This window comes from Paenibacillus taichungensis (assembly GCF_047302525.1).
GTDB classification, from domain to species: domain Bacteria; phylum Bacillota; class Bacilli; order Paenibacillales; family Paenibacillaceae; genus Paenibacillus; species Paenibacillus taichungensis_B.
The window spans coordinates 6,576,560-6,588,689 of sequence record NZ_CP168020.1 but is presented as its reverse complement, the minus strand read 5'-3'; the positions used below and the strand labels follow the sequence as shown (position 1 = coordinate 6,588,689).

The following is a 12,130-nucleotide window of genomic DNA, read 5'->3' as shown; positions in this document are numbered from 1 at the left end:
AGAGCCCATAAACCCGCGTAAACCGTACAGTTTAACTGTATACTGTACCCTTTATTAATCCATCAGAAAAAATGAATTATTTTTTGAATTTTCTGTGAAATGATTCCGGACGTTCACTATTCACACCAAAATGATGCAAAATCGCATTGACAATTCTTTCCGAAGCATGTCCATCACCATAAGGATTGGCAGCCTGACTCATACTTGAATACAGTGTTTCGTCTGTAAGCAGAGCTTTGGTCCGCTCATATACACGTTCCTCTTCGGTACCCACCAGCTCCAGTGTTCCAGCCTCAATTCCTTCCGGACGCTCTGTTGTATCCCGAAGGACGAGAACAGGCACACCAAACGAAGGCGCTTCTTCCTGCAAACCGCCTGAATCTGTCAAAATCAAGTGAGTATGCGGGTAAAAGTTATGCAAATCCACTACGTCTAGTGGATCAATAAGTTGAATACGGGGGTGATTCCCCAAAATCGCGTGAGCCGGCTCCTTCACAGCAGGACTTGGATGCACCGGATACACGATGGCAATATCCTCAAACTCGTCGGCAATCCGTTTGACGGCCTGGAAAATGTTACGGTGAGGCTCGCCTTGGGATTCACGGCGGTGAGCTGTCATCAACACAAGACGCTTGCCCTGTGCCCAATCTAGTACCGGATGTGTGTAATCCTGCCGTACTGTATATTGAAACACATCTGTTACCGTATTGCCTGTGACATACGTACTAGACTCCGATTTATTTTCTTTGGCAAGGTTTGAAGACGACCAGTCGGTAGGCGCGAAATGCAAGTCAGCAAGCACCCCGGTTAACTGACGGTTCATTTCTTCCGGGTATGGAGAGAGCTTGTTCCACGTTCGAAGGCCCGCTTCTACATGCCCCACCTGGATCTGCTGTAGGAACGCAGCATAGCTGGCTACAAACGTTGTCAGCGTATCACCGTGAACCAACACAATATCCGGCTTTGCTTCACGCAAAACCGGCTCCAGGCCTCCCAGCACACGAATCGTAATTTCATTCAGCGTCTGGCGATCTTTCATCACATCCAGATCGTAGTCTGGATGAATATCGAATACTTCAAGAACCTGATCCAGCATCTGACGATGCTGTGCAGTTACACAAACGATCGATTCAATAGATTCGGGATGTTTCTGCAGTTCCAAAATAAGCGGAGCCATCTTGATGGCTTCCGGGCGCACCCCGAATATCGTCATGACTTTAATTTTCTTGGACATTGAAGCAAAGCCCCTTTTCTATTCAGCATGCAATATGCTTATTTAGTGCCGTACAGACGGTCTCCTGCATCTCCCAGTCCGGGAACGATATAGCCATGATCATCCAGACGATCGTCCAGTGCAGCAACGTAGATATCTACATCCGGATGCGCATCCTGAACAGCTTTTACTCCTTCAGGAGCTGCAACAAGGTTCATCATTTTGATTTGCGTGCAGCCGCGTTTTTTGAGCACGTCAATAGCAGCAATGGCAGAACCGCCAGTTGCCAGCATCGGGTCGATGACAATCAACTGACGCTCTGTAACGTCCGTAGGCAGCTTGGTGTAGTACTCAACAGGTTGCAGGGTTTCCGGGTCACGGAACAAACCTACATGTCCAACTTTTGCCGCCGGCAGCAATTTAACAACACCATCCAGCATCCCAAGGCCCGCACGCAAAATCGGAACCAGCCCAAGCATACGTCCAGAAATTACTTTTCCTTGTGTTTCAGCTACTGGTGTCTGTACATCAATAGTCTCCAGCTCAACATCTCTTGTAATCTCATAAGCCATCAGTGTAGCCACTTCATCCACCAATTCACGAAAATCTTTCGTATTCGTACGCATGTCGCGTATAAACGTCAGTTTGTGTTGAATCAAAGGGTGATCACATATTACTAATTTTCCCATCTAATTTGTCCCTCCGGTATGTTCTTCATGTTCAGCATTACCAAATATGCCTAATCATCATTCATAGGCCCGATAAATCCTGTATATTATATCATCACCTACACCGAATTACACCATCAAAGGGCACTTAATCATTACAGAAAACCGAATCCTATAAAAATAGGACCGGAAACATGAGTCTTCCGGTCCTTTTTGCTCTCGCTGTTATGTCAGTTGAATGTTAAAAAATCTGTAAACACTACTGAAGCTCCGCAAACCGAATGACCTTCTGATCGCTGTTATCCCCAGAATTCTTTGATCCATTAATAAATGGTGGAATTCCGGTGATAAAGGCGAGCGCTACGCTTCTTCAGGTTCTTTCGGTTTGCTCCGTCTGCATGTTTACATTAAGAACATCTCAAATACAAACAGCACGAGCAAGTTTTTTTAGTATTTAAGATCTGTGTACAGTGGGAATTGGTCCGTAAGCGCCGTTACTTCTGCACGGGCTTCGTCCAATTTGGCTGTATCTTTAGGGTTTTTCAATGTTTTGGCAATAATCTTACCAATGGCTACCATTGCTTCTTCGTTCATACCACGGGAAGTAGCTGCAGGTGTACCGATACGGATACCGCTCGTTACAAACGGGCTAGTTGGATCAAACGGAATTGCATTTTTGTTCACGGTAATGCCGATGGAATCAAGTACATGCTCGGCTTCTTTACCTGTGATATTCACGCTGCGTGTGTCGATCAGCATCAAGTGGTTGTCTGTACCGCCGGATACGATGTTCAATCCTTCAGCAATCAGCGTTTCAGCCAATACTTGTGCATTTTTCACCACGTTTTGTGCATACGTTTTGAACGAAGGTTGCAGTGCTTCACCGAATGCTACCGCTTTGGAAGCAATCACGTGCATCAAAGGTCCACCTTGGGAACCGGGGAATACCGCTTTATCAATCGCTGCTGCCCATGCTTTGCGGCACAGAATCATACCACCACGAGGTCCACGCAGCGTTTTGTGAGTTGTTGTCGTTACGAAATGCGCATGTGGAACCGGGCTTGGATGCAAGCCTGCAGCTACCAGTCCTGCGATGTGAGCCATATCCACCATGAACAAAGCACCTACATCATTGGCGATGGAAGCAAGCTTTTCAAAATCAATGATACGCGGATATGCACTTGCACCTGCAACGATCATACGAGGGCGATGTTTAAATGCCGCTTTGCGCACTTCATCATAATCAATCAGGAATGTATCTTCTTGTACACCATAAGCCACGAAATTGTACAGCAATCCGGAAGCATTAACCGGGCTACCATGTGTGAGGTGTCCGCCATGCGCAAGGTTCATACCCAGAACGGTATCACCTGGTTTCAGAGCCGCAAGGTATACTGCCATGTTCGCTTGTGCACCGGAGTGAGGTTGAACATTTACATGTTCTGCTCCAAACAGTTCTTTGGCACGATCACGCGCGATATCTTCAACGATATCGACATGCTCACAACCACCGTAGTAACGTTTGCCTGGATATCCTTCAGCGTACTTGTTGGTAAGTACAGATCCCATTGCCTCAATAACCGCTTCGCTTACGATGTTTTCGGACGCGATCAGCTCAATGTTGTTTTGTTGACGTTTCAGTTCAAGATTCATCGCTTCCAGTACTGCCGGGTCATTCTTGCGCAATTGTTCCATGATTAAATTCCTCCCAGTTATAAGTGAAGTTATAAAGCGAAATCATGTTTACACGAAAACGGAGAGTGCAACACCAATCTGGAGAAGCAGAGCGTTCGCCTTTATCACCGGATTTCCCCTTATATAAGGGATTCAAAAAAATCTGGGGATAACAGCGATCGAAAGATGGTGATGCAATCGAAGTCAGGAGTGTAACCAATCGTTTCGGTTTATACGTTAGTCACAAAATGTCGAATCTGGTTGCTCTTCCATACGATACACTGCGCGCTCGCCGCCAATCAACTTCGGACGGGTCAATGCTGTAGTAACACGGGCATCACCGATGTAGCGGAGTGCTGTTCGGAAGGGTACTGCCACATGCCGCAAGTGCATGCCAATCATCGTCTCCCCAATATCCAGTCCCGCATGGGCCTGCACATGTTCAGCCAGACATGGATCGGTCAGCGAGCGATACGCTGCGGATGCCATGGAACCACCTGCTTTGGGCACGGGTACTGCACCCACTTCAGTCAATCCAAGACGTGTAAGCAGTGAACGCTCCATAACCAGCGCACGGTTCAGGTGCTCACAGCATTGGAATACAACATCAAAACCGAACTCCTGCTGCACCTCGCGTATACCCGCAAGAAGCTGCTGCGCTACTTCAACCGCACCGCTTGTACCAATCCGTTTGCCTGCAACCTCACTTGTACTTGTACCGATCACAACGATCTGTCCAGGTCCAAGCTGTCCGGCAAGCGCCAGTTCACGCAGAATGGATGCGGTCTGTTCATGCAATCCGGGTTGTTCCGAATCTAACTCAATAGTCATCCTATCGCCTCCCGATAAAATCATGCCCGGCTTCCTCTAGGCTGCCCTTGGTATTCATGCATGGCATTTCAGGTACTATTATAGCGAATAATCAGATGAAAGACGAAAAAAAGAGCAGTCTGCGGGTAACGCAGAATTGCTCTTTTGCCCAGGCGACCGGCCGTTTGTTCCGGTGCTCCATCGTGGTTATGCCCACTTCGTCGCCAGTTACACCGGATCCCTGTTTTCCCATTCATCATAAAACAACCTGCGTTTAAAATCAACGGGTAATTTACATCCCGTGTCCGTTTTTATATGGAAGTCCATCGTTAGCTGCGACTGATTGAACGATTCAAATTAATTCAACTTGTCCAAAAGTCTGTCGAGCGCAGTCCGGATCTCTGCCGCGGCTATGTTGTAATCGTCACGACTTCCGCCAAACGGGTCCGAAATATCAAAGCTCGGAATGCGTTGTCTGATCTCGATCGCCCGCTCACGTTCAGACGCCAAAATTGCCTGACCGAGCGCACGCTTCATCTCCAATGTCGCGAACAGGCTGTCCAGTTCCTGAAGATCATTCAGAACTTGCTCGTCATTTTCCACATACTCTTTCAAGGTATATGTCTTGTGTACCGAGTCAGGAAAAACCTGCATGACATGCTGTTTATGACTACGTGTCAACGTGAGAATCAGATCGGCCCAACCGACCAGGTCCGAGCTAAGGTGCGTCGAATGAGGTGGTCCCTCAACGTTGTGATCCTTTAATACAGCCTCAGCATGACGGGAAATCGGCATGCCCGTAGTTGCGGCTACACCTGCGGAACGAACGTCCACCTGAATGCCCCGCTCAGACGCCAGTTTACGTAAAAGTCCCTCCGCCATGGGGCTGCGGCATGTATTCCCTGTACATACAAACAAAATATGTTTCATTGTGGTTAGCCTCCCCATTTTGCAAATGTTGTCGAATCATGTTTGAAACTCAATCTAAACAAATGGAACTCTTAACTATATATTGAAGACTGCACTAGGCTGTAATCATTATTAACGGTGTATTTTAAAATATAAACAAAAGTCCAAAAGCGAGCAAGATCGCTCCGCCGACCGCTTCCCCGTAATCGCCCATGTTTTGGCTCACACGCCGTCCCAACAGCAGACCCATAACGGACATTGCTCCACCACAGACACCAAAAGCCAGCACCGTTAATACCAAATCACTGCTGAACATGCCGAGCGAGACTCCAACGGAAAACGAATCCACACTGACACTCAGTGAGAACAGAATCACACCGAGCAGAGATCGATGATCCACCAGTTTGGTGTCTCCCTCCCGGAAAGCGTTCAAGATCATATGGGCACCGAGCAGGACCAGCAGACCGCCAGCTGCATACGTCGTAATGTCACCAAGCAGGGAACTGACGTATTTGCCCGTATACATGCCGATGAGCGGCATGATGATGTGAAACAGGGCCGTTACGGTACTGATTCGCAATACGTCTCTCAGACGAATGCCCTTCATGCCAATCCCAATGCCGAGTGAGAACGCGTCGAGTCCGAGAGCGACGGCCATAATTAAAATGGTTACCAACTGCCCTACATGGGCAGACACATCCCACATCCCCATACCCCCAAGTCACGTAAAGGTTCTTGTACACCATATGCGGACAAGGACATAAACATGACCTGAGAAGACTTTTGCATTCCTACCATTCAAAAAAAGGAATTGCTGTCGTGACTAGAGGGCGGGTGCCGGAGGGAAATATTCATAGCGATATTATGGAAAAAGGGAGCTATCGGTTACCGACCTGTATGAGTCGGTGCCCTGCCGCCTTGAGCAGCCGATTCATGACGGCTGCTCCCAACCCTTCGCGCGAGCAGGCTTCGGCCACAATATATGTGGCCCCCTGCTCATCGCAGCTGCGCAGCGCCGCGTACAGCCGGCGCGCTGCTTCCTCCAGCTCGCTGGCTTCGCCCAGCGAGAACACGGCATCGGCGCGGTACTGCTCCGCGTGCTCGGCGAACGCCAGCACCGCGGTGCGCTCCCCGCGCTGCGCCGCCTCTGCGAGGGCGGCGCTGATCCAGGCCGCCACCGATGCGGGCGGCCCCTCCACCACGCACAGCGCACCTGCAGGCGCGTAGTGCGTGTACTTCATGCCCGGCGAGCGCGGCGCCGGGCTGTCATCGCCACCGGGCCCCTCAGCGAGCAGCGCCGGGTCCGTGGCAACACGGGCGGCAACGGCGGACAACTGTTCCGCCGTAATGCCGCCAGGGCGCAGGATGGTGACGGTACCGTCGTCACCGACCTGCACCACCGTGGACTCGACGCCCACCCCGGTGGGGCCGCCGTCCACGATGCCGCCGATGCGGCCTGCCAGATCCTCGCGCACATGTGCTGCGAGTGTCGGGCTTGGCCGCCCGGAGCGGTTGGCGCTCGGCGCGGCGACCGGGCATTCCGCCGCCGCGATCAACTGCAAGGCCACCGGATGATCCGGCATCCGCACGGCCACCGTGTCCAAACCGGCGGTAACCCGCGGGGATACCGCCCCTCGCCTAACCGGCAGCACAAGCGTAAGCGGCCCTGGCCAGAAGGCCGTCATCAGCACCTCCGCTGTGCCATTCACTTCCGTGACCAGTGAATCCAACTGGTCACGCTGTGCAATATGCACAATCAGCGGATTGTCCGAAGGCCGCCCCTTGGCTGCAAATACAGCTTCCACCGCAGCTGTATTGCGAGCATCTGCACCCAGACCGTATACCGTCTCGGTCGGGAATGCCACGGTCTGCCCTTGACGAAGACAGGTTGCCGCATCCTGCAAGTCAGCGAGGGCCTGTTTATACGCAATCCCTTTTGCCACATCATCCGTGTTCTCATTGGTTACCAGTACATTGACATTCCACATACTCGTAACCATTTCCTCTGTACTTTCATCGTTCCCCATGCCTTTCATGGAAGACTGATGCAATTGCTCGTTCTCTCTCGTCATATATCCATCATTCCTAAACTTCAGTAGGGTAGTTGATGCAAGACATCCCGTTTCCGCAATGTCTTCTTCGCTTATGTTTTCTGATTCCTATAATTATAACATATCTGCTTTGCCCAAGGATGCGGTCAGATTCTCCCCAGCGATTAACATCACGAGGTCTTTGACCCGAACCCATAATAAAACAAAAGGGCACTTCCCTGAATCGAAGTCCCCTGATAAAGCTTATATCCAGCAGCATGTTATACAGTTATGCAAACAATCCCGTTACCCAATCCCACAATTTCACCGCCATATCCCACAGGAAGAAACGTGCTTCCGGTGTGGCTGCCTGCACAGATGCTTGTGCGTCCCCAGGCTCTGCGGCAGTTGCAGATGCTGTTGTAGGCTTCGCCAATGCATCACCTGTTCCTGCATCTATGAAGCATAATGGTGGAAACAACACACACCACCAGTTTTGTCCTTCACCTTTTCCGAGTGTTATCCGCACTGCTTCGTAATCTCCAGCCGGATATACTGTACCCCCATATAATTTGGTTGGAAACGGAACCACTCCAAGTTCCACCTGATATGAATAGGTTAAGCCACGATTGGCAAGCTCTTCTCCCACACGATCCTCGATTTCAGATAAATGCTGACGAATAACCCCACGCGCTTCTTCCAAACTTTGCGGATTCTCCAGTTCGGTTACCCACTCATTCATTTGGGCAACGACGGCGTCACGAATCTCTCGTTTGACCAACTGATCTCCCGCTGCATCCGAGTTTGCGAGAATACGCAAGCGAATGGATTGTTCCGGAATCGCTGTGGCCGCCACAGCTGCATCCGTTTTCTGACCTTCCCACATCATAATAATCATCATAAGACATACAATAATAAGTCCAATTTGTTTCACGATTCTTCTGCTCATTCCGTTCTCCCCCTCGGCTCCCGTGATCAAGATCCCTGTAACTCTCTCATGTCTATCAGTATGCCCGGAAGAGTCGGAAGTAAACCTGCTAGATTACAAATCTACTAAAATTTTATAGGAGGGTAAGACTTAAAATGAAAGGACTATTATCTCGCTCATGAAACTGACGAAAATCAAAGAAGCGCCTGCCTACGGAACGCTTGTCGGCTGGCACTTCTTTGAAAAATCTAAAATTCTAATCTACCTTTGATGTTCCAATTTGGCATGCTGCATGGATGCCCTTGCTCCTCGGTTACTTATTCACACGAAAAGCTTCCCAGGCCCCGCCAACCGAATTGCGGCTCGCTACAAGCTTACCGCCATTATTCAGATCACAGGTCACATACAGGTTATTGGCGAGTGCCTGCAACGCGATTGTTCCATCACCCAAATCCACACGATTGAACTTCTCCCATTGCTGAATGGTTGCAGCTTTGGCGATCAGGGCACCACCCAAATCAACATCTGCTGTGACATATTTATTATTGATTTTGGACTTGAGGGACACCGTTCCATCGGAGTTCGTGATCCATTCAAAAAGCTCCCAGTCTCCTGCCGTCGTCCGATCGGCGACAAGCTGGTCATTGCCTTGATTCTCGGCAGAGACGATTTGCTGATTGGCTTGAGCAACTAAATAGTTGTACCCGCTTGGATTCGGAGGCTGCACCGTGCCACCACCCGTAACCTCTGAATATACGGCCTGAAGCAGCGCACCTGAGCGGTCGTTGCTGTACTCCCAGAACATGATGCCACCCAGATTGCTATTTTTCACATATTGCACCTTCAGGCTGAGTGATTGTGGGTCGTCATACGAGATAAAAGTATTTCCATTAAACAGATAAGGAGCTTGGGCACTGCTGTCCCAGTACCGTGTATATCCGTTTTTATTCAAATATTGGCTGACAATGGTGTTGTAATCGGGTTCAAAACCACCAGAAGCGGGCCTGTCCAGACCATTGTTCGAATTCTGAACACCAGTCCAAGCCCGGCCGTAAAAGGCTCCGCCAATGACCAGTTTGTTCGCGGGAACACCGCTATTTCTGAACAGATTGACCGCAGACGTTACACTAATATCTCTTCCGGACAGATTCGTATGATGACCTGTTGTTGCATCCCAGGTTCCATGAAAATCGTAAGTCATCAGATTGATCCAATCCAGCAGAGGCGTGATATTATTGATTTCCACACCGTTCAGATAACTGCTGCTCGCTCCTGCGGCAATGGTCAGCAGATATTGTTTGCCATTAATTTGTCCTTGAGCATTCAACTTCTCACGAACCTTCGAGAGCAGTTGTGTGAAATTTTGTTTATCCTGTGGCCGCGCGGTTGTACCGGCAGCAGGGTTGGTCGGATATTCCCAATCCAGATCGACGCCGTCCAAATTGTTGGAGGTTACCAGTTGCACAATGCTGTCGGCAAAGGTTGTACGTGAGGCGTCTGTTAGTGCTGCGTCTGAAAAACCGTTAGCTCCCCAGCCCCCAACAGACAATAATACCTTTAAATCCGGATTTCTGGATTTCAGTCCAACCATCAGTTGCAGTTTGGTACGATCTGAATTTGTAATTGTTGCTTTGCCGTTGGAGATGAGAGCGAAGGAATAATTGATATGAGAGAGCTGTTCTGCCTTGATTTCATTCGCGGTCCAGTTGGCCCAACCAGCCACATAAGCAATAATTTTCTTTGGAAGAGGAGCTGCGTCAGCTTGTTTCGCTGGTCCGATGGCAAATGTTGAAACGGTTAGTGCAAAAGATAAAAACAAGAGCATGAACACTTTCACAAATGAAGGGATCATACCAACTCGATTTAGGTTCATCACATAACTCTCCTTTGGGGTTTTAATTTTAGGAATTCAGCAGTAGCCTTACGTTTTGGTTAGCAGGAGGATCACGCCCTGTACTCCCTACTGCTTCTCTCGTTAATGCCGCTGAAAGACTATGTTTGTTGATCCACATCGCCTTTTCACCCTTTCTGTTCAAATCAAATTCGAATCAAAGGAAGCGTTTACAATTAAATGTAATCGATTTCATTTATGAGAAAAGGAATCTGGTTCACTGAAATTCATGGATGGAATAAATAGATTCGCAGAAAAAATAGGCTAACACAAGAAGGATCATAGTACGTTGAGCTGAAGGGTAATGGGATATCAAAGGAACTTCGTAGCTGAACAATTTTGATAATCTAGGGAAGAGTACACCAACGATTTACAATTACATTATTCATTGGCATGACTGGGTGTATGGATGAGGAGTAGGTTCATAACCCACTTTCAAAGTATTGATTACTGTCTGACGTGTAGAGTGTAAGTAGGCGGGTAAAATACTTATATAATCTAGTTAAAATTAGGATAATACATAATTGAAATATTTGTCAATAAAAATTAAATTTGTCATTCTTCCAAAGTCCAAAATTCACACTACCTTAAAAACAAAAAAAGATCTTCACCTGGCTGCGCAGGCAAAGATCGGAATAACAAACAAATCACTTACTGCTCCATAACATACTACAACATCCTATGAATGAGAAGCTGGATGTCCCTAGCAGAGATGAATCACACCCAAGATAATTACGCTGTTGTCTTTTCCTTTTTGACCATACTCCATAAACGTTCCAGCAAGGTAGGTCGTTGTTCTCCCATAAGAAGCTCGTCCTCGTCTTCCTGACCATACAATTTAATGCTCATTACCAGCCCGATACATGCCATATTAATGAGCAACGAGGTGCCCCCATAGCTGATAAACGGCAGCGTAATGCCCGTAAGCGGCATCAGCCCGAGGAAAGCGCCAATATTTTCAAACACCTGATATAACAGCATGCCGATAATCCCTACAATCACGACAGGTCCTGCCCTGTCTCTACATTGTAATGCGATTAACACCATACGATGAATGAGGATAAAATACATTAAGAGCAGAACAGATCCGCCTACAAAACCAAACTCCTCAGCAATGACCACAAAAATGGAATCCGAATATGTATACGGTACACGCCCCGATTGAACGGATGTGCCTTGCATATAACCTTTGCCTGTTATGCCTCCCGAGCCTATGGCAAGACCCGCATTTTTCGTATGCCAGGAAGCTTTCGACGTTGCTTTATCCGGTACAAGCCAGGGGTCAATCCGCTCGGCCCAGTGCTCGCGGTTCGCCTTTTCCAGAAAGGTAAAAATCTCATCGTGATACGACGTATATGCTTTGACGAATCCAAAAAAAGTTACTCCCACAATGGCAAGAGCAATTAGTGCATGCGACAACTTGATATTCCCTATCCATAACACAGCGACCAGAATCACGATGTATCCAAGGGCGTTGCCCAGATCATTCTGAATCATCACGAGTGCAAAGGGAACGAACGTCCATAAACCAATTGGCACGATATCTTTCCAGAAATGAAGCGTAGAATTTTTTCTTTTGACCAATACATGCGCCAGAAACAGAATTAAGATCATTTTAAACAATTCTGCCGGTTGAAAAGAAAGATAATCATTAATCTTTATCCAGCCATTCGCATTATTGATCGTGCCCCCTATAAAATTAACAAGAATCAACAGGACAATCCCAAACCCGTAAATATAAAACGCATATTGGATATACAGTTTATAATTGACTAATCCAATACCAATGAGGGCTACGAATCCAATCCCGTAAAACTGCAAGGTTTTGATATGATGATTGCCCAATTTCGGATCGGACTGAATCGCACTGTACACCGTAAATACACTCATGACCATAAGCAGCAGCAACACAAACAGAATAACCCCGTCCATCTTTTTCAGCATTCTTAGCATGTTCCTACGTATCCCCCTGAGGCTCAATAACCCAATAATTATTTCCAGTAGTCT

10 protein-coding genes and 1 riboswitch are annotated in these 12,130 nt (G+C 48.1%); all 10 genes read right to left on the bottom strand.

Annotation, left to right across the window (positions count from 1 at the left end):
* Positions 1 to 76 precede the first annotated feature (76 nt).
* Positions 77 to 1,234, bottom strand: coding sequence for a non-hydrolyzing UDP-N-acetylglucosamine 2-epimerase (wecB, locus tag ACDJ58_RS29820; protein WP_413374315.1), 1,158 nt, complete (start codon positions 1,232 to 1,234; stop codon positions 77 to 79).
* A gap of 38 nt (positions 1,235 to 1,272) precedes the next feature.
* Positions 1,273 to 1,902 (bottom strand): uracil phosphoribosyltransferase, encoded by a 630-nt coding sequence (upp, locus tag ACDJ58_RS29815; protein ID WP_053782842.1) that lies wholly within the window; start codon positions 1,900 to 1,902, stop codon positions 1,273 to 1,275.
* Positions 1,903 to 2,328: 426 nt separating this feature from the next.
* Positions 2,329 to 3,576, bottom strand: a complete 1,248-nt coding sequence (gene glyA, locus ACDJ58_RS29810; protein ID WP_162842473.1) for a serine hydroxymethyltransferase — start codon at positions 3,574 to 3,576, stop codon at positions 2,329 to 2,331.
* 216 nt (positions 3,577 to 3,792) lie between these two features.
* On the bottom strand, positions 3,793 to 4,386 hold the full coding sequence (locus ACDJ58_RS29805; RefSeq protein WP_063568349.1) for a TIGR01440 family protein: 594 nt from the start codon (positions 4,384 to 4,386) through the stop codon (positions 3,793 to 3,795).
* Positions 4,387 to 4,525: 139 nt separating this feature from the next.
* A riboswitch (ZMP/ZTP riboswitch) is annotated at positions 4,526 to 4,607 on the bottom strand.
* A gap of 115 nt (positions 4,608 to 4,722) precedes the next feature.
* Positions 4,723 to 5,295, bottom strand: coding sequence for a low molecular weight protein arginine phosphatase (locus ACDJ58_RS29800; RefSeq protein ID WP_413374314.1), 573 nt, complete (start codon positions 5,293 to 5,295; stop codon positions 4,723 to 4,725).
* Between the two features lie 124 nt (positions 5,296 to 5,419).
* Positions 5,420 to 5,980 carry a manganese efflux pump MntP family protein gene (locus tag ACDJ58_RS29795; protein ID WP_076287585.1) on the bottom strand — a complete coding sequence of 187 codons (561 nt, stop codon included), beginning with the start codon at positions 5,978 to 5,980 and terminating at the stop codon, positions 5,420 to 5,422.
* Positions 5,981 to 6,152: 172 nt separating this feature from the next.
* On the bottom strand, positions 6,153 to 7,301 hold the full coding sequence (locus ACDJ58_RS29790) for an L-threonylcarbamoyladenylate synthase (protein ID WP_413379888.1): 1,149 nt from the start codon (positions 7,299 to 7,301) through the stop codon (positions 6,153 to 6,155).
* A gap of 292 nt (positions 7,302 to 7,593) precedes the next feature.
* Positions 7,594 to 8,253 (bottom strand): stage II sporulation protein R, encoded by a 660-nt coding sequence (gene spoIIR, locus ACDJ58_RS29785; protein WP_413374313.1) that lies wholly within the window; start codon positions 8,251 to 8,253, stop codon positions 7,594 to 7,596.
* Between the two features lie 292 nt (positions 8,254 to 8,545).
* Positions 8,546 to 10,105, bottom strand: a complete 1,560-nt coding sequence (locus ACDJ58_RS29780; protein ID WP_413374312.1) for a glycosyl hydrolase family 18 protein — start codon at positions 10,103 to 10,105, stop codon at positions 8,546 to 8,548.
* 750 nt (positions 10,106 to 10,855) lie between these two features.
* Positions 10,856 to 12,076, bottom strand: coding sequence for an FtsW/RodA/SpoVE family cell cycle protein (locus ACDJ58_RS29775; protein ID WP_053782836.1), 1,221 nt, complete (start codon positions 12,074 to 12,076; stop codon positions 10,856 to 10,858).
* Between the last annotated feature and the right edge of the window lie 54 nt (positions 12,077 to 12,130).

Bases quoted from the DNA above. Each gene is read 5' to 3' on its own strand.
- wecB (WP_413374315.1), bottom strand. From the start codon at position 1,234: ATGTCCAAGAAAATTAAAGTCATGACGATATTCGGGGTGCGCCCGGAA.
- upp (WP_053782842.1), bottom strand. From the start codon at position 1,902: ATGGGAAAATTAGTAATATGTGATCACCCTTTGATTCAACACAAACTG.
- glyA (WP_162842473.1), bottom strand. From the start codon at position 3,576: ATGGAACAATTGCGCAAGAATGACCCGGCAGTACTGGAAGCGATGAAT.
- ACDJ58_RS29805 (WP_063568349.1), bottom strand. From the start codon at position 4,386: ATGACTATTGAGTTAGATTCGGAACAACCCGGATTGCATGAACAGACC.
- ACDJ58_RS29800 (WP_413374314.1), bottom strand. From the start codon at position 5,295: ATGAAACATATTTTGTTTGTATGTACAGGGAATACATGCCGCAGCCCC.
- ACDJ58_RS29795 (WP_076287585.1), bottom strand. From the start codon at position 5,980: ATGTGGGATGTGTCTGCCCATGTAGGGCAGTTGGTAACCATTTTAATT.
- ACDJ58_RS29790 (WP_413379888.1), bottom strand. From the start codon at position 7,301: ATGGGGAACGATGAAAGTACAGAGGAAATGGTTACGAGTATGTGGAAT.
- spoIIR (WP_413374313.1), bottom strand. From the start codon at position 8,253: ATGAGCAGAAGAATCGTGAAACAAATTGGACTTATTATTGTATGTCTT.
- ACDJ58_RS29780 (WP_413374312.1), bottom strand. From the start codon at position 10,105: ATGAACCTAAATCGAGTTGGTATGATCCCTTCATTTGTGAAAGTGTTC.
- ACDJ58_RS29775 (WP_053782836.1), bottom strand. From the start codon at position 12,076: ATGCTAAGAATGCTGAAAAAGATGGACGGGGTTATTCTGTTTGTGTTG.